This is a genomic window from Clostridium sediminicola, assembly GCF_050402865.1.
In the GTDB taxonomy this organism is placed as follows: Bacteria; Bacillota; Clostridia; order Clostridiales; family Clostridiaceae; genus Clostridium_AF; species Clostridium_AF sediminicola.
Genome location: NZ_BAABMF010000008.1, coordinates 24,963 through 44,277 on the forward strand (window position 1 = coordinate 24,963; position 19,315 = coordinate 44,277).

Sequence of the window (19,315 nt, forward strand, 5' to 3'; positions counted from 1 at the left end):
TACTTTCTTATAATCATCAAGAATTTGATTTTCTGTAACTTCGAGGACTTATATTTTCTAATAATTTAAATACTCTACAAAAAGACGAGCTATGGTCATAGCCTACTTGATTCGTTATTTCACTAATACTATAATTTGTTGTAGTCAATAATTCTTTTGCCTTCTCAATCCTCAACCTTTGAATATAATCCCTCGGACACATTCCTGTTTGTTTCTTGAACCATTCAGAATAATAATTAACATTATAATGTTCAATTGCTGCTAACTGATTTATATTTATGTCCTCATTATAGTGTTTATTTATATATTCCATAGACTTTGATTCTTTTCTTTCAATAATTTTATCGTATAAATAAAAATATAAATATTTTATTGAATCTGAATCTGACTTTTTATGAATTTCCATATTAATAAGTTTGATCAACAAAGAAATTCTATCATCAATTAAAATTCTACCACTGGATTTAAACTTGTCCATATCCGTTTTTTTAATCATCTTTTCTGGTATATTAATAATTAAAGATTCTTTTCCAGACTCACTTCTGTATTTATGGTAACAATCAGGTGGTATAAACCCTAATGATTTATCATCAATTCTGTAATCTTCATATTCTGTTTGTATATATACATATGATTCTAATGGTATTACTATTTGAGCATAAGAATGATTGTGACAATTTACTTCCTTAGAAATTTCTACGATGCTAGTATTTAACTTATTCACAAAATCACCTGCTTTTCAATTATACAATTCAATTTTATATTATTGGCAAGTATTAATCAATTAGAATTATCATTAGTAATTTTAGGTAATTTTATATCATATATATTCTCAAATTCTTCAGCAGTCACTGGTTTACTATATAGGTATCCTTGTATGTAATCACAATTTGATTTTAATAGTAACTGACTTTGTCCTTTATCTTCAACTCCTTCAGCAACAACAACTAAATCAAGGCTATGTGCTAAGGCAATTATATTACTTATAACGTTAATTTCACCATTAGCTAAAAATTCATCAATTAACGACTTATCTAACTTAATCTTATCCACAGGTATAAATGTTAAATAACTAATTGAAGAGTATCCAGTACCAAAATCGTCAAGAGAAATAGAAACCCCCATACTCTTCAACTCATTCAAAAATTCAATGGTTTTATATTCATTGTTCATAAAAACACTTTCTGTAATTTCAATATCTATATATTGCGGTTCAATATCATATTTTTTTAAGGTATCTTTTAAGAATGGTATAAAGTTATGGTCATTAATTTGTTCTGCTGAAAAATTAATAGCTATCGGCCTTAGTTTTATACCCTTTTCCTTCCATTCACTTTGTTGTCTTGCAACTTCTTCAACTACTCGCCTTCCAATCTCAATTATTCTTCCAGTTTCTTCAGCAACAGGAATAAAAACTGCTGGCGAAATTTTACTATCTTTTAATCTAAGCAAAGCTTCTGCTGCAACTTGCTCACCTGTCATTACATCAACCTGTGGCTGATAAAACAGTTCAAAGCTTTTCTCTCTAAGTGCTTGATGAAGTATTTTTTCTACCTTTTTCTTTTCCATTAACTTTGATTTCATATTCTCGTTAAAAAATATATAATTATTCTTACCTGACTTTTTCACGTGATACATAGCCGTATCTGCATTCATAATAAGTTCATTAACCGAGTTACAATGTTGTGGAAACAAAGATACTCCTATACTCACACTAATGTAAATCTCATCATTATCAATAATAATCTTATTATTAAAAATATCAACGATTTTCTTAACAAATAACTTTACACAAGTGGATGAATCTTGAGTATTTAGTAAGATTAAAAACTCATCTCCACCAAACCTTGATATAAAAGTATTTTTATCATTATATCCTGATAAAATCTCGGAAATCTTAATTAATACTTTATCCCCATATATATGTCCTAATGTATCATTTATATCTTTAAAGTTATCTAAATCAAGCATTATGACAGCCCCTGAATTTCTGTCCTCAATGGATTTATACAAGTTCTCAATAAATTGTCTACGATTAGGTAACCCTGTCAGTGGATCTAAATAAGCCAAATCTCTAATATATTCTTCTTTTTCTTTTAGTTTATTAGCATAGGTTTGTATTTCATTATATTGAACCCGAAGTTCCTTGTCTTTCATCAACAACTTATCATTAACTTTACTTAATTCTTTATTGTCATTCTTTAGTCTTAAGATAATAATAAATATAGCAATTATTGTGATGGCAGCAACAAGTAAAAGTATGCTCATAATATTGAACAAATAAATTTGTTTGTCAATCTCTGCTTTAGGTATATAAGCACCTACAGCCCATCCATTGATACCAACTGGTGCATAAGCAAAATAAACTGCAACACCATTATAGTCGTATTCCCCTACACCAATTTCTCCAGCAATCATCTTTTGCCCAAGTTCAGAAAGGGTACCTTCCTCATCAAGAATATTATCCTTTTCTGACCAACCCTTTGGAAAAGTCACGTATTTACCATCACCTGTTATTAAAATTGCATGTCCGTCTTCACCTAATGAGTAATTTGAAATATACTCTTTAATACGTTCAATTTTAATATCAATACTAACTTGACCAATGTTATACTTTACGTCTTTATCTTCCTCACTCTCTTTCATAATAGGAGCAACAACAGATACAACATGTTCTTTTGAAGTAACTTCACTATAAGGAGAAGATACTATAATTTCACCATTATTTTTAAGCAGCTCAATATACCAGGGACGAACTGAATAATTATAATCAGGCCCTCCGTAGAAATATCTCGAGACAGTCAAAAATTCATTTATAGAATTAACTCCTATCCATGTATAGTATAGTTGGTTATCAGAGGATTCTATATTTTGTAATATATCTACAACATTATCAAAATAAAGATAATCATACTTATCTTTATCAGATTTAATATATCTAATATAATCTTTTAACTCATCATCAGCTTTCATCTGATTCACAATCTGAATATACTTTGAAAAAAACTTATTTACTTCCTGTGAAATAATAGTAGTATCCTTAGCTAAATTTTCATATAGATTGACTTTCAAGTTTTTCCTTAGTGCAATATTAAAATAAATACTAAAGAAAACAAATAAAATTATTAAAATAACTAATAAAGGTTTAACAATCCTGAGAATTATTCTATTCTTCACTTTTCTCATCGAATCCCCCTTCCAATTACTTTAACAATTTCTTAATTTGGATACAATTTACTAGTTTTATTATAATGTGCTAATTATATCAGTGTCAACAAATAATAGTACTTGACGAAATACTAACAACCTTGTCGGCAAATAATAAACTGCACTATTGAATTATTTCAAATAACTGTTATACTTTAATACAGACCACCTAGTTTGTTTTTTAATTTATTAGAAAGGAGCTTCTTGAATGAATAGAGAAGAACAAAATAGAATTAGTAGAGAAAAAATTTTAACAGCTAGTTTAAAAGAGTTTGGAGAAAAAGATTATTTTTCTGCATCTATAAACAATATTTGTAAAAACAATAAAATTTCAAAAGGTCTATTATTTCACTATTATAAAAATAAAGATGAAATTTTTCTTTTGTGTGTTGAAAAACTATTTATCGATTTAAGTAACTATTTGAAAAAAGACTTTCAATTTAGTACTGAGAATATAGAAGAAAATTTAAAAGATTATATTGAAAAAAGATTCGATTTTTTTTATAAGTATCCTTATTATGAAAAGATTTTTTTCACTGCAATATTTAATCCACCAAAACATTTACTATATGAGGTCAACACATTAAGAAAACCAATAATCGAAACAAACAAGTATTTCTGGCAACTATTTATAAAGTCTCTAAACTTTAAGTCAACTATCGTTATAGATGATGTACTGGAAGTCATCATAGGTTTTGGTGATTATTTACACATGAAAATGCAATATGGAAATTTAGAATTTTCTGAGGATAAATCATATATAGTAGAGACATATACAAAAGAATACATAGATATGGTTAATATGCTCCTCTATGGAATTATTGAATAGATTTTACGAAAGGAAGATATGAAATGGTTAAAGGAATATTATTATTAATTGTTTTTATTGTTATTGCAATAATGATAGGTCAGTTAGTTGCAAAAACAAAGATGCCAGCTATTTTAGGATGGCTTTTAACAGGAATGTTGATAGGTCCCTATGCATTAGGATGGTTAAGCAGTAATATGTTAGAAAGTACATGGTTTCATACTATAGAAAGTGTCTGCGAAATAACAGCAGGACTTTTTATTGGTACTGAATTGATTTGGAATGATCTTAAAAAATCTGGAAAACAAATTTTAACAATATGTTTTACGGAAGCATTTGGAGCTTTTCTTATTGTATCATTGGCCTTTGCAGGTATATTTATGGTTATGGATATTCCAATATACTTAGCATTTATTTTTGGTACAATTGCATTAGCCACAGCACCAGCACCTTCTTTATCTATTATTAATGAATATAAAGCGAAAGGCCCAGTTACCAGCACATTAATGCCTTTAGCTATTTTAGATGATGTTATTGCATTAGTTGTTTTCTTCATGGTAGTAGGTATCATTTCAAATATCCTAGCTGGTGGTGGTATTCCTCTTTATTATGCACCACTTATGATTGTTCTTTCTATTATAGTAGGTATTGTAATAGGATTTTTATCTTCATTTGTTCTAAAAAAAGACGTTAATAAATCAAAAACTATTCTATTAGTATTAGCCTGTGTAATAGTAACTACTGGGATAGGTATTTATATAAATGAGTATCTTTTGTCAAAGCCTATGATGAATTTGATGCTGGTAGGTGTAACTTTTTCAGCTACTTTTGCAAATCTTATACCAAAAAAGAGACTAATTAAAATAAAAGAAGATGTAAATATAGTGATTATCTTAACTATGGTAATTCTTATTATTAATTTGGGTGCACCATTAGATTTTCATTTAATTCTAGGTGCTGGGATATTTACTGCTGTTTATATAATTGCTCGCGGAATTGGCAAAGTAGGCGGCTCTTATATTGGGGCTGTAATTTCTAAAGCTCCTGTAACTGTCAAAAAATATTTAGGGCTTACCTTACTACCGCACTCAGGTGTTTCATTAATTTTCACAGGAATAGCAGTGAGTACCATCGGGCAATCTTCACCGGAATATGCTGAAATTATTAAAGGAACTATTGCAGCAGCTGCAGTTATTAATGAAGTGATAGCAGTAATATTAGCAAAGCAAGGATTTAAACTTGCTGGTGAATTAAATGGTGGAGTAGACCTTACTACTGATTCTGTAACAATAACGTAAATTTCATATTTTATAATACTAAATCAATAGAACCTCAATAAGAAAAAAATTCTTATTGAGGTTCTATTCAACTTCTTTGACTTCTTCTCATCTCAAATCGTGAAATTAATATAGCAGCTATAATACCAACTACTAAAATTACATAAGAAGTATTATAGAAAATTCTTGTAACACCATACTTCTTCATGATAATTCCATTTATTGATGTCCCTACTGCTCCACCTACAAACATATTAAAAGACGCCATTGACATAGCTGTTCCTCTCATTTTAGGAAGTTTTTCTTGAACTGTTGCAACTAATGTTGATTGTAAGAAAATAAATGCAACACCAAAACCTAAAAATCCTAGAGCTAATATTACTACATTATTAGATTTAGACAATGTAAATAGTGAAATATATCCTATAACTCCAGCTGATACTAAGAATCCTTTTTTCAAAGTTTTTCTCAGTTTTGGAGCTAATCTACCCCCAATAACAGTTCCAATACCAAATATTGATAATATTAAACCTACAATAAGAATATTAAATCCAGTTAATTCTTGAAGTAATTTTCCTGAATAAGTAAAACTTCCAAATACACTGAATCCAACAAAAAATATAGTTAAAACTAATCTCATAAATCTATAGTTAGTTAATGCACCTTTATAAGCTGAAAAAATATTGAGTTTATCAACTACTGCTTTATCTCTTTCTAGTATTTTAAACATAACTATTGCAACAATAAATTCGCCTATACCATAAGCTAGATAAACCAAACGCCATGATCCTAAATATGCTAATGCACCACCTATAGCAGTTGCAGTTGCTCCTCCAAGAAACATTAATCCCATAACTTTTCCTAATGCCTTTTGTCTATTTTCATTATCAAAACTTTCACCAACCAATGCTAATGTAACTGGAAAAATTCCTGCTCCAAAAGCACCATTCATCGCTCTAAAAAATATTAATGAAGGTAAATTAAAAGCTGTTGCTCCTAACATACTAAATATGGCTGTCCCTATTGCTGCAGTGTTAATAACTTTAACTTTTCCAAATCTATCTGATAAAGGTCCAAATAATAAAGTAAAAACACCAAATGATAGCATATATGCAGTAACTGACATAGCTGCAGTGCTTATTGTAATATTTAAATCATTTGCAATATTAATAATTAAAGGCGCTGCTGCATAATTATCTCCATTAGCTAAAAACGCCATTATTCCTAATATTAATAACATTTTATTTTTATCTTTCATTTCTATAAAACTCCCCTCAGTCTTTTAAATTAGACATTTTGTAATGCCAATAAATAACCAGTAAAATTAAGTTAACAATTAAATTCACTCCTTTTATCTAAGTTCACTTTATATCGCTTAATGCTTATATACTCATATAGGTATATATTTATATAGGAATTATATTCCTATTTTTTCTCTTTGTCAACCCTAAAGAAAAGAACTAACATCATAAAAATGACATTAGTTCTTCTTTCATAGCATAAACTTACAATTGATTTTATAAGACTTAGTTTAATGATACAAATATATCTATAGTTTGATTATTCATATCCTCTGAATCATTGTGATATAATTCAAAATCACTATCATATTTTCTATCCAAATCCATCTGCCATATTTCATTCCAAGCTTCACCTACAGCTTTAACCATATGTCCTTTAACCGTAAATTTTGCATATTTGCCTTCACTAATTGTTTTTACATCTAGGTCTCCATTATCCTTTATCGTTGTTACTTCACAGCAACACATAAATGTATATGGTGCTGTTGCATCGCTATCATACTCAGTATATAAACCTATTCCTTTTCCATCAACTTTATTATTAATAGATTGAAAATCACCCTCTTCTATAAATTCTTTCCACATGTCTCCAATATCTTTCATCGATTGCCCATTTTCATTTGTTGTCCTAATTGATTTTCCAACAACTATTTTTTTTGATAATGTTACTACTTCATATTTCATATCATTCACCTCATTATTTTATTTGGTTATTTTTCATGTTTAACCAAGTAAAGTATAACAAAGCTAATATGACATCAGTATGTCTTATTATATATAAAAGATTGTGCTATGCTGCGGTTAGCATCTTTAAAACCCAAAAATAAATAGCATAAAAGAATATGTTTGAATACATACTCTTTTATGCTATTGCATCAATTAGTTAAAATATAAAATTTTATATCTTCGCTTTTTCTATGGCTCTTTTCACAGCCATTTTCCAATTATCAGAACTTACTGTAGCGCCAGAGATTGAGTCAACTTCATATGTTTGATTTTCTAGCATTTTTCTAGCTAAATCCAATCTATAATTTTTTAAGTTTGGATATATTTTTCCATCCTTCTCTTCGCCACTCCACTCATCATAATTAACTTCATTACCTTCTTTATCAAGTTTTCTTAAAGTGATATCTGAAATCAATCCTTCCTTAATTACTACCGTAGCATCTTCCGAACCGTATTCCCAAGAATCTCCTTTACCTACATACTCTCCATCCTTATATTTGCTTTCTGGCACCTCAGTTTTTCCTATAGATATTGGTTCTTCTGTAGTCTCAGTTTTATCTTGAGGTAATTTAGTCTCTTCTACCTCATTCCTATTTGTACAAGCAACAAGAGAAAAGTTTAAAGTTATTAAAAGTAAGCCAAGAATAATCTTTTTCATATTTATCCTCCGTTCATTTTAATTTATTGCTGTGTCTTAAAACAATGTTGATATTAATTAAAAAGTTCTCAATTGAAATAAAAGACAAAGTAAATTGGTTGTAAGTTTTAAGTATTCAATGGTAAATTAAGGATAATTTTCTTGCAGAAAATCTTTAACTAAGCCTTTGTAAGCTTCGCTAACTGGAATAAGGTACTTTTGGTACGCAAAAGTAATCATTTATCTTTTGTTCAATTAAAAGCTTTCACTTTCGAAAGGTGTCCATAACTTACAACTTACAATTAGTTTACCCTTTCTTTTAACCCTCTATCCATTTATACCACCATATGTCTTCAATTTTCTTTCCTAAAAAGATCCCAAGAATTTCCTAAGGTTGGAATTGATATATTCCTCAATCAAAAATACCTGCAGTCGTGAATCACGACTGCAGGTGCTAAATCCTAACTAATTTTTATTTAACTAAAAAAATTAGTTTCCTTTATGTTAAGTTACTTTAACTATTATTTAGTATTTTCTTATACTATGATAGATAAGAATTCACATTACACTTAGGTAATACCATTGCTTTGATGAACTTTGTGATTTTTTTCTACCCAGAATTTCTTGACGAACTCTGGGGTACACCTTACTATTTTTCAAGAACATAAAAATTTAAGTTATATATGATTAAATTTTTATTACCTTCGTAACTCCATTAATCTCACTAAGTTCTTGTATAATAGAAGATGTTCTTACATGCCTTGGAATTAGTATTGTGTAGAAAGTAGTTCTACTCTGTTGTACTATTTCCTCTTCGTCCTCTTCTTCCTCAATGTCAAATTCTATATTTTTAATTTTAACTCCATTTGATTCAAAACATTCCTGCATAGCTCTGATAAATTCTTTACCAAAGTACTCTATTTGAAGTCTAACCATTTTTCGCTTATCAATTAACCTTGCTTCAACTTTTTTTAGAGATACTAAAGCAATGAACACTGCTACAGTTGATACAATACTTAAAAAATAATAGCCAAGTCCTACAGCTAATCCTATGCACGCTACTGTCCATAAACTTGCTGCAGTTGTTAAACCTTTTACTGATCCTTTATCTCTAATTATTGTACCAGCACCCAAAAAACCAACACCTGTTACTACTTGAGCCCCTAATCTGCCAATATCAGCCTTAAGGGCTCCTGCTAATTGAGGATTTTCGGCTATTTGTCTTATTATAACTTTCATATCATAAATCTGAATCATAGAAACTACTGTAGCGCCAACACATACTAAAATATGTGTCCTAAAACCAGCAGGTCTATTTTTATATTCTCTTTCATAACCTACTATACCACCTATTAATATTGCCAGTGCTAGTCTAACTATAACTTCATAATATGACATCTATTCCTCCTAATGATTAATATTACTTTAAAATATGCAATGCCTTTTCATCAAATCCTATCCACATAAGTTCATCAACTTCATATACTCTTTTTCCAAATGGGTTTGTTTGATTAATCTGAATGTTTTGGCCATTTTTTTCAACTTCATACTCATGATTCTCGCCCATGAACCTACTTTTAGTAACTTTAGTTTTAAAATCTTCTTTTCCTATTATAATACTTTCTGGACGAATAACCATTGCAACTTCATTTCCTATAGTATAGTCATTATCTGAGTTAACAGAGTAAATAACGTCTTCAATAGCGATTTTATACTCCTTCTCATTTCTTTCTTTTACTATACCTTTTACAATATTTGCTTTACCAATAAATCCCGCTACAAATTCATTTGCTGGCTTTTGATAAATTTCTCTTGGACTACCTACTTGTTGAATAACACCATCTTTCATTATTACAACCTTATCTGAAAGTCCCATTGCCTCAGCTTGATCATGTGTTACATATAAAGATGTTATACCAACTTCTTGTTGAATTTTTCTAATTTCATCTCTCATGTGTATTCTAAGTTTAGCATCTAAGTTAGAAAGTGGTTCATCAAATAAAAGAACTCCTGGTTCCATTACAAGTGCTCTTGCAAGTGATACTCTTTGCTGCTGACCACCTGACATTTGAGAAGGTACACGATCCGCAAAATCTTCCATCTTCATTAATTTCAATATCTTTTGCACACGTCTATCCACTTCTGATTTTTGCAATTTCTGAAGTTTTAATCCATAAGCAATATTATCATACACATTCATATGTGGAAATAGTGCATAGTTTTGAAATACTAATGCTGTGTCTCTTTTATCTGGAGTTAAGTCTGCTACATTTTCATCTCCGATAAAAATTTTACCCATGGTTAAAGTTTCAAAACCTGCTACCATTCTAAGAATTGTTGTCTTTCCGCAACCAGATGGTCCAAGTAATGTAACAAATTCGCCAGGTTCAATTTCCAAATTTACATTATCTACTGCAATTACCTGCGTATTTTTATTAGTAATAAATATCTTTGTCATATTTTTAATTGAAATACCTTTTTTCATGTTTTCCCTCCTAAAAATCAACACCTTTTGTGTCTACACCCATTTTAGAAATTATGAACTTCATTAGGGCAATCATAGATCCTACAATAATAATTAACATTGTTGAATACACACTGGCAACACCAATTTTACCTTGATCAATCTGACTCATAATAGTTACAGTCAATAAACTATGTCTTGCCGAAACAAGGAAGATAATTGTACTTACCAAAGTCATACTTCTGGCAAAAGCATATACCAATCCACTAAAGAAAGCTGGTTTTATCATTGGAAGTGTAACTGATGTAAATACTTTTTTACTTGATGCACCCAAAACATTTGCTGCTTCTTCAATAGACGGATCTATTTGTTGCAATGAGGCCATACCTGAACGAATACCTACTGGCATAGATCTCATAATAAATGCAATAATTAATATAATTGATGTACCTGTTAGTACTAGTGGTGGTTTATTGTATGTGATAACATATCCTAAACCAACTACTGTACCTGGAATAGCAATTGACAACATTGTTGTAAAGTCTATATAATTTCTACCAAAGAATTTTTTTCTAACAACCAAGAATGCAATAATCATAGATAATACTCCAGTGATTGGTGTTGCAACAAGCGCTAACATTGTTGTATCAATTATAGGCTTGATTCCTAAATTCAAAACATACTTAAAATGATCTAGTGTTAATGAGTAGTTTACACCCCATAATTTAACGAAAGAACCTATTGGAACCAAAATATACATCATTCCAACAAAAATACTTATTAATATTATTACAAAATAAAGTGGTCTAATAATCTTAGGATCGTCAATTAGCTCTCTTTGTCTTGACACTTTTCCCGTTACTGTAACATAGGACTTTTTACCAATATAAAGCTTTTGAATTAAAAATGCTGATATTGATATTAATAAAAGCATGATTGCAAGTGCTGTTGCCCCACTCATGTCAAGGCTACCAATTCCCTGCATATAAATTTGAACTGCCATTGTTGTAAAGTTACCGCCAATAACCATTGGATTACCGAAATCAGCAACTGATTGAATAAACACTAATAGTGCTGCGTTTGCAATACCAGGTACCATTAATGGTAATGTAACTGTTCTAAATACTTGCCATCTGGATGCTCCAAGGTCTCTTGATGCTTCTTCTACAGAAGGATCAATTTGATGCAACAAACCAACTAGCATTAAATAGGCTACTGGAAAGAAAGTTAGTACTTGTACCAAAACAAGCCCCTTGAAACCATAGATTTCTGCGTTTTGCATTCCTAACAACCCTTTTGTTATAAGACCAACTCTTCCAAACAATAATATAGCTGATAATCCTATAACAAAAGGTGGGGATATAATAGGTAAAATTGCTATTGCATTTAGAATACGCTTATTGGGCAATTTAACATATGCTGCTCCATAAGCAAATATAAATCCAATTACTGTTGATATTAAACTTACTGTAATACCTAATTTTAATGTATTCCATATAATGTCAATATTATATGAAAGTTTAAATATTTGAGAATAATGATGGGTTGAGAATTTATCATTATAAATGAAACTCTCCTTTAATATATTTGCCAATGGAAAAACAATGAACATTGTAACAACTGAAAGTACTGCAATAATTGTTGCGAAAAGCATTGGATCATTTGTGATTTTCTTCATATTGGCAAGCTCAGATTTTATTTTCAATAATTTAGTTTCCATTTTTACCTCCTTGCATAGAATGAAAGTTGCATTTTTTAGAAAAAGTGCCCTTTGAAGGACACTTTTATTTGTTTTTCTATTCTGTTGGAGGAGTTGTTTTTGTTAATTCCATGAATTTTTCTAGGAATTTATTTCTATTGTCTCCAGCCCATTCAAAATCATAATCAATTAATTTAGTATCTTTCAATTTGATAGCTTCCTCTGGTGGAATTGCTTCAGGATTAGTTAAGAATTGGAATGATCCAACTGTTTTTCCTAATTCCTGTGCTTCTTTTGTCAAACACCAGTCAACAAACATTTTTGCTGCTTCTTGGTCTGGTCCACCTTTAATAATAGCTACTGCACCAATTTCATACCCAGTGCCTTCTTTAGGTGCTGTAATTATTAAATCTTTGTAGCCTTCTTGTTGATATTTAATAGCATCATGAAGGAATCCTAATGCAATAGGTGCTTCTCCCATACCTACCATTCTACCAGGTGCACTACCTGATTTTGTATATTGTCTTACTTGCTCATTAAATTTTTGTAAGTATTTAAAACCTTCTTCTTCGCCTTTCAATTGCAAAATAGTTGCAAGAAAAGTATAGGCTGTAGATGATGAACCTGGATGTGCTACAACTATATTACCTTTAAATTCTGGCTTCAATAAGTCATCCCAAGTCTGTGGTAATTCAAGTCCATTCTCTTCTAACCATTTTTTATTTCCTTCTATTCCAAGGTATCCAGAATATATTCCTGTCCAAGCTCCCTCTGAATCTTTGAATGTATCTGGTATTTTATCTGCTTCTGGTGATTTATATTTTTCTAAAAGACCTTCATTGTTAGCTGCAATAAATGTATCCACTCCACCGCCATACCAAACTGATGCTGATGGATTATCTTTTTCAGCTTTTGCTCTTGCAAAAATTTCTCCACCGCTCATTCTTACCATTTCAGTTTTTACACCTGTTGCCTTTTCAAATTCTTTCATAGTCAACATAGCATGGTCTTCCATCAATCCAGCATATACTGTTAATTTCAAATCTTTCTTCTTTTCTGTTCCCTCTGCTGCGTTTTTGCTGCCGCAACCTGTTAAAATTGTAGTAAAAGAAACTAAGAGAATCATTAAAATTGATACTGCTTTTTTCATAGATTTTACCCCCTTATTGATTAACACTTATTGTATTCCCAAGTGTTAATTAAATTATACTTGAAATCGTTATCTATGTATTTACCAAAGTCTTTCCGTGGTAAACGGCAATTAGTAATTAAATAAAAAAATCTACAGGAAATCTTCCCATAGATTTTTACATGAATATGGATAATATTTTTTTAATAATTAATGCAACTATGGTAAAGTCAAACTCACCCATGGCAACTTTATAAAAACCTAGACTATTCATTTCTGGTTGAAGAGCTAGTGGTAACATGCCAATAGCTACACCAAACAACACTGCTGACACTATTGCACCTTTCTTACCACCTTTAACACTGCCATAAAGTCCTGCTGCAGACCCACTGAAAAAACAAATAGTAGAAGATGGAATAACCACATATAAACTAAATCTACCCATAATAAACATTGAAAGTATTCCACCTAGCATACATCCTACAAAACCCAATATAATCATATTTTGTTTGTAAGGAAAGAGTACTGAACAATCTAAAGCAGGTATAGCATCTGGAACAAGTTTATCTGCAATACCTCTAAAAGCTGAAATTATCTCACTAATCATCATCCTAACACCTGTTAAAATTATATATACTCCTGTTGCAAAATAAAGCCCCTGTTTTATGGCAAATATTAAATAATTTGTATTTGTTACATCTTCAACATAGGATTTCCCAGCAATTAGCGATGCAATTGTAAATAAGATAACCATACTAATTGCCGTAGCTAACATGTTGTCTACAATCAAAGGATGTCCAGACTTCTTTTCATTTTGTTCTGCATCCTTTTTATTAAACAAATAGCCAACTTTGGCACATAAATAAAAACCTAAACTACTAAAATGTCCAACTGCAACATTTTCTTTACCTGTTATCTGTTTAGTATATGGTTGAATAAGTGCCGGAAAAACACTCATCATAACTCCTAAAAGTGCTCCTCCAAATAAAACGATTACAATATCAGGCAAATCAAAATAACTTAAGATAATAGTTAGTACACAACTCATATATAATATTTGATGTCCCGTCAAAAAAATATACTTAAACTTAGTTTTCTTTGCCATTACTAAGTTTACTATTAACCCAAACACCATTAAACTATAAATTATATATCCAAATTTAATTTCCGAATATGCTACCAGTCGCTCATTGTTTACTACAATACCAAGTAATTTAAAACTTCTCTGAAAAAGATATGTGAAACTTACTAATGCTTCTCCAACGACACTACCACCTATGGACATCAAAATAATAGCAATAGATGATTTAAAAACTGCACTTACTGTTTTTTCAAATCCTTTTCTCTGAAAAATACATCCTAATGCCACATAAATACCAACAAGTATGAAAGTATCTTTAAATAAGGAACCAGATAAATCTTTCAACAATTCCATATTAACGCTCCTTTAATCCTTTGATATGTGTTCTTAATTCAGTATGGTCTAAAATATCTTCAAGTCCAATTATTACGCCTTCACAATTAAGCATTCCCATCAGGTAGTCAGCACCAATATAAACATCTGCTTCTGTACTTTGAGCTGTAAACAAATCGCAATTGTCAACCTGTGCATCGAGCCCAAACTCTTTTACCAACTTTATAACTTCTAAAAGTAGATAGTGACTACTCCCCAGTCCCATTCCACAGACAACAAGTATCTTCACTCTATACCCTCCTCAAATTTTTCAATCCAAAGCTTTACTGAGTTGTAATCATTAAGTCTCAAAATTTCTTCTACAAATCTCTTTTCTTTAATAATACGTACAAATATATCTAATGCTTGTAAATGAGAAGTTGAGTCTTTGTTTGCCATAACAAACAATAGTCTTACAGGGTCATTTTTAGGGTGCCCGAACTCTACCCCCTTATTTAAAATAACAATACTCAAACCTAATCGATTTACACCATTTTCTGGTTTAGCATGAGGTATTGCTACCCCAGGTTTTATAACAACATAAGCTTTTAGCTTTTTAATATTTTCAATCACTGCTTCTTCATAAGATTTTTCAATGTATCCTTGTTCAATAAGAGGTTTAGTACCAAGCTTCACTGCTTCTTCCCAAGTATCAACACCCTCATTAAATATAACTCTATCCTTAGATATTAATTGACTTAATTTAAACTCATTTGACTTTTTAGTTAAGCCAACTACTTCTTCTAACTCTCTCGTTAATAATTTTTCTGAATGTATAGTACAGTATTTCTCTATTACTTCTATTATTTTCTTCATTGAAACAGTCTCTTTTTTATCACCCATAGAAATTTTTTCAGATAAATATTTCTTCAATTCTGTTACATCACGAATATGAAGTAGCGGATTAACAACTACCACCGGAACTTTTTCATGATGCATTTCAATAGTACTAACTATAATATCAGCTTTGATAATTTTTAGCTTCAAGTAATCAGAATAACTACAACAATCCATTATCTCTATGTTCTGAAACTCTTCCTTTAGTCTTGTTTCTAAAATCCTAACTGTTGACATACCAGCATTACACACAAGTATTACTTTTGCTTTGTTATTATCTTTCTGCCCTTCCATGACTCCACCAAAATATAACGCGATGAATCCAATTTCTTCATCAGGCACTATTACATGAACACGTTGAGACAAATACATACAAGCTTTGCTGGCAGCATCATAATATTTTTTATACTTTGTCTTTATTTCCTTTAATAACTTATTAGTAATTCCAATGTCATATCTCATTCTATAGATTGCTGGTTCTAGATGAAGCATCAATCCTTGATAAAGTTTTTGTTTCTCTTGTTCTTGTAACTTAACTTGTAAATCTTTTTCTAAAACATCTATCATTCCATAAGTAATTTCCTCTATTCCTTCTATATGACCACCTAAAAAACTGCCTTCTTCCTGCTCTAATATTTTATTAGACAGCATATGCATTGCAATATATGCAATTTCATGTTCATCCTCCGCTAATATACTCCCAATTTCCTCTAAACAGACCTTTAATATTTTATATTCTTGGGATAATTTTATTGTTTCAAGGTGAAATGTTTGAAGCCTTATAAATTTCCCTAAGTCACAACGCTTTTTACTAAGTGAGAAAGCTAAAATCATTGTATTTATGCTACCATCAGTATACTTCCTTTTTATCCTTTGTTGCAAATTTTCCATGAACACAAAGATTTTCTTTAAATCAATACTTTCGAATAAATTTTTCCATTCAATCTGAAGAACAATTTGAAAATTCTTATCTAATCCTTTAACTCTACCTGAAGAAAATTCCCACTTACTAATATTAAAATGCTTAATAAATAAATCCATATACATTTGTCTTCGTTGGAATTCTGTTATTTCTAAATACATTCCTATTTTTCTTTTCTTAACTAATCTAAAAGGTTTCCCCTGAAAAAAAGCATCAATATTTTTGATATCTTCTACCAATGTATTTTTACTAAAATTCATTTTATGAGCAATATACTCAATAGACACTGGTTCATCCTTTTGTAATAAAAAGAATAAAATATAATGCATTCTTTCTTCATGATTTAAAATATAATATTCATCGTCTATTTCACTAATTTCCTGCCAAATTTGTTGGAGAACTATATCTGGTAAATCAAGATATATCCCTTTAGCCTTTGTCCTGTTTAAAATGGGTAATTTTTTACTTTTTAAATGGTCATCAATTTCTTTAATATCATTTCTAATAGTTCGCTCAGAAACTAAATACTTATCTTTTAAAAAATTATTATCAATTTTTTCTGTTGACTTTAGTATGTCCTTGAATATCTCTATATGACGTTTCTTTACCAACATATGGATGCACTCCTGTTTTTATATTATTAAAAAAATGCTTTTACAAATTTAACTTATTAAAACTAAATTATATGCAGCTTTTTGTCTTCTTTTTATAATTATAACAAAAATTTTGTTTGAATGTTCCTAAAATTATTTCATTTTCATTATATAGTTAAACCATAAAAGTAAATTTAACTAAAATAAACCACGATATCTGCAGCAGATTGATGCATTCTGACGCTATATATCGTGGTGGAAGTTCAACTAAATTACTTTTTGTGAAATAACCATTATATATTTTAATGATTTACCTCTAAGCATTTTATCAACTTTTTCTTTGTTTCCAAATCAACAAAAGAAGCATCAACACTATTATAATAAAATCTCTTATAATCTTCATAAGTTAAATTAAATTCCTCAAACACAACACTATATTCGTTAGTCAAAGTAGTATCTGATACAGTTTTGTTGTCAGTATTAAGTGTTACTTTGATTCCATCTTTATAAAAATTATTAACGGGATGGTTGCCAAAAGTATCAACGGCTTTCGTTTGAATGTTACTGGTTGGACACATCTCAAGTATTATTTTATTATTTCTTACAATATTATATGCTTCAGAACAATCCTTGATAAATACTCCATGACCAATTCTTTCAGCACCTAGTATTTCAACTGCCTCAAGAACATTATTTCCTATTCCAGTTTCACCAGCATGTATTGTTACCTTATATCCATACTTTCTAGCCAATGAAATAGGTTCCAAAAACTTTTGAGAGAATCCTTCCTCTTCATTTCCACACAAATCTATTGCAACTACTCCTTTTCCAAGAAATTTTTTGCCATTCTCTACAATATCAAAAGCATAATCAACAGGCATATTTCTTATACATGAGAGTATCAAGTTACCTTTAATATCAAACTTTTCTTCTGCACCTTTAATTCCACTCAATACACTCTCAATTACTTCTTCAATGGTTAACCCTTTTTCAATATGAAGTATAGGAGCAAATCTTATTTCAATATATTTAACATTTTCCTTTGCAGCATCTTCCATAAGTTCATAAGCAATTCTTCTTAGACTTTCCTTAGATTGCATAACTAATACAGGAATTTTAAACCTTTTGAGGTAATCGTCAAGAGAAATACAGTCCAAAGGGGCAGTTAATATGTCTTTCATGGAATGAATATTATAACAAGGAATGCTAACCTCTTCTTTTATGGCTATATCAATAACAGTTTCCGGCCTAACACTTCCATCTAAATGACAATGTAATTCAATTTTGGGTAAATGCAATAAATTCATTTTATCCTCCTTGTATATCTTTAAAATCTTTTGTCCAGTTTTTCTAAAGCTTGAAAGATTATATTTACAAATTTATCTCTATCTACATCTAATAAAACCCTAACATTAGGATTCACATAAGAGTTTAATCTATTGTCTGCAACTGTCATCCCTCTTGTAAGTTCTCCTTTAGTTTCAACATCTACAAATAACTCCTTATACTTAAACAACTCTGGTTGTAACAAATATGCAATTGCACATGGGTCGTGTAAAGCACTTCCTTTAAATCCATGCTTTTTACTAAAAAGCGAATAAAAATCAAGAAGCTCTCCAACTACCCTTGAAACTTTACCACCTTCTTTTAGCTTGTCTATTTCATCAAAATAAATCAAAGCTTTATGAGTTACATCAAGTCCACTCATCACAATAGGTATTCCAGAATCAAATACGATTTTTGCCGCTTCTGGATCAACATAAATATTAAATTCAGCCATAGGAGTAACATTGCCTACTCTTACTCCACCTCCCATAAGAGAAATCAATTCAATATTCTCCTTTACTTCGGGATATGTTTTAAATAATATAGCTATATTAGTCAAAGGCCCTATAGGAACTAGAGTTATCTTTTCTTTCGAATTACATATTATTTCTCTCATAAATTCTATAGCACTTTTTTCTATCGGCTTATATTTTGGCGGATCCATAATAGGGCCGTCCATCCCAGAATCACCATGCTCATTAGCACCTGTTTCAAGTTTTCTAAAGAGAGGTCCTTTTGCACCTTTTGCAAGTTTAATATCTTCATTGACTAAACTTAATATCTTTAATGCATTATCTGTTATTTTTTCTAAAATATGATTTCCACCAACAGTTGTTATACCTTTTATATTTATTTTATCTGAATTAGCAATGGCCATCAAAATTGCTATGGCATCATCGTGTCCAGGATCACAATCAATTATGACATTCCTCACCA

The 19,315-nt window shown here is 30.2% G+C and carries 16 protein-coding genes; 2 read left to right on the forward strand and 14 right to left on the reverse strand.

Features of this window, described 5'->3' with window-relative positions:
- Window positions 1–16: 16 nt before the first annotated feature.
- The gene (locus tag ACQ3F0_RS13940; RefSeq protein WP_428865922.1) at window positions 17–724 is read right to left on the reverse strand and encodes an AraC family transcriptional regulator; all 708 of its coding nucleotides are present in this window, start codon (window positions 722–724) and stop codon (window positions 17–19) included.
- Between the two features lie 56 nt (window positions 725–780).
- On the reverse strand, window positions 781–3,186 hold the full coding sequence (locus tag ACQ3F0_RS13945) for a bifunctional diguanylate cyclase/phosphodiesterase (RefSeq protein ID WP_428865923.1): 2,406 nt from the start codon (window positions 3,184–3,186) through the stop codon (window positions 781–783).
- Between the two features lie 229 nt (window positions 3,187–3,415).
- Between ACQ3F0_RS13945 and ACQ3F0_RS13950 the strand changes: the two genes are divergently transcribed.
- Both ACQ3F0_RS13950 and ACQ3F0_RS13955 read left to right on the forward strand, forming a co-directional pair.
- Window positions 3,416–4,036 (forward strand): TetR/AcrR family transcriptional regulator, encoded by a 621-nt coding sequence (locus ACQ3F0_RS13950; RefSeq protein WP_428865924.1) that lies wholly within the window; start codon window positions 3,416–3,418, stop codon window positions 4,034–4,036.
- A 23-nt stretch (window positions 4,037–4,059) separates the two neighbouring features.
- Complete coding sequence (locus ACQ3F0_RS13955; protein ID WP_428865925.1) at window positions 4,060–5,313, forward strand: cation:proton antiporter; 1,254 nt, start codon at window positions 4,060–4,062, stop codon at window positions 5,311–5,313.
- Window positions 5,314–5,380: 67 nt separating this feature from the next.
- Here the strand turns inward: ACQ3F0_RS13955 and ACQ3F0_RS13960 are convergent, their stop codons facing one another.
- The 12 genes from ACQ3F0_RS13960 to ACQ3F0_RS14015 all read right to left on the reverse strand — a co-directional run bounded on the left by ACQ3F0_RS13960 (window position 5,381) and on the right by ACQ3F0_RS14015 (window position 19,313).
- A complete protein-coding gene (locus ACQ3F0_RS13960) occupies window positions 5,381–6,550 on the reverse strand; it encodes an MFS transporter (protein ID WP_428865926.1) in 1,170 nt (389 codons plus the stop codon).
- Window positions 6,551–6,818: 268 nt separating this feature from the next.
- Window positions 6,819–7,277 carry a GyrI-like domain-containing protein gene (locus ACQ3F0_RS13965; protein ID WP_428865927.1) on the reverse strand — a complete coding sequence of 153 codons (459 nt, stop codon included), beginning with the start codon at window positions 7,275–7,277 and terminating at the stop codon, window positions 6,819–6,821.
- 214 nt (window positions 7,278–7,491) lie between these two features.
- Window positions 7,492–7,977 (reverse strand): FMN-binding protein, encoded by a 486-nt coding sequence (locus tag ACQ3F0_RS13970; protein ID WP_428865928.1) that lies wholly within the window; start codon window positions 7,975–7,977, stop codon window positions 7,492–7,494.
- Between the two features lie 666 nt (window positions 7,978–8,643).
- Window positions 8,644–9,354 carry an MgtC/SapB family protein gene (locus ACQ3F0_RS13975; protein WP_428865929.1) on the reverse strand — a complete coding sequence of 237 codons (711 nt, stop codon included), beginning with the start codon at window positions 9,352–9,354 and terminating at the stop codon, window positions 8,644–8,646.
- A 22-nt stretch (window positions 9,355–9,376) separates the two neighbouring features.
- The gene (locus ACQ3F0_RS13980; RefSeq protein ID WP_428865930.1) at window positions 9,377–10,441 is read right to left on the reverse strand and encodes an ABC transporter ATP-binding protein; all 1,065 of its coding nucleotides are present in this window, start codon (window positions 10,439–10,441) and stop codon (window positions 9,377–9,379) included.
- Window positions 10,442–10,451: 10 nt separating this feature from the next.
- Window positions 10,452–12,140, reverse strand: coding sequence for an ABC transporter permease (locus tag ACQ3F0_RS13985; RefSeq protein WP_428865931.1), 1,689 nt, complete (start codon window positions 12,138–12,140; stop codon window positions 10,452–10,454).
- 76 nt (window positions 12,141–12,216) lie between these two features.
- Window positions 12,217–13,269: an ABC transporter substrate-binding protein gene (locus ACQ3F0_RS13990; RefSeq protein ID WP_428865932.1), complete on the reverse strand. Its 1,053-nt coding sequence runs from the start codon at window positions 13,267–13,269 to the stop codon at window positions 12,217–12,219.
- Window positions 13,270–13,426: 157 nt separating this feature from the next.
- Window positions 13,427–14,683 (reverse strand): PTS ascorbate transporter subunit IIC, encoded by a 1,257-nt coding sequence (ulaA, locus tag ACQ3F0_RS13995; RefSeq protein WP_428865933.1) that lies wholly within the window; start codon window positions 14,681–14,683, stop codon window positions 13,427–13,429.
- A gap of 1 nt (window position 14,684) precedes the next feature.
- Window positions 14,685–14,951: a PTS sugar transporter subunit IIB gene (locus ACQ3F0_RS14000; protein WP_428865934.1), complete on the reverse strand. Its 267-nt coding sequence runs from the start codon at window positions 14,949–14,951 to the stop codon at window positions 14,685–14,687.
- Window positions 14,948–17,074, reverse strand: coding sequence for a BglG family transcription antiterminator (locus tag ACQ3F0_RS14005; protein WP_428865935.1), 2,127 nt, complete (start codon window positions 17,072–17,074; stop codon window positions 14,948–14,950). Before ACQ3F0_RS14005 ends, ACQ3F0_RS14000 begins: the two co-directional genes overlap by 4 nt.
- 281 nt (window positions 17,075–17,355) lie before the next feature.
- A complete protein-coding gene (add, locus tag ACQ3F0_RS14010; protein ID WP_428865936.1) occupies window positions 17,356–18,360 on the reverse strand; it encodes an adenosine deaminase in 1,005 nt (334 codons plus the stop codon).
- Between the two features lie 20 nt (window positions 18,361–18,380).
- Entirely contained in the window at window positions 18,381–19,313 is a 933-nt protein-coding gene (locus tag ACQ3F0_RS14015; protein WP_428865937.1) for a nucleoside hydrolase, read from the reverse strand.
- Window positions 19,314–19,315 lie beyond the last annotated feature (2 nt).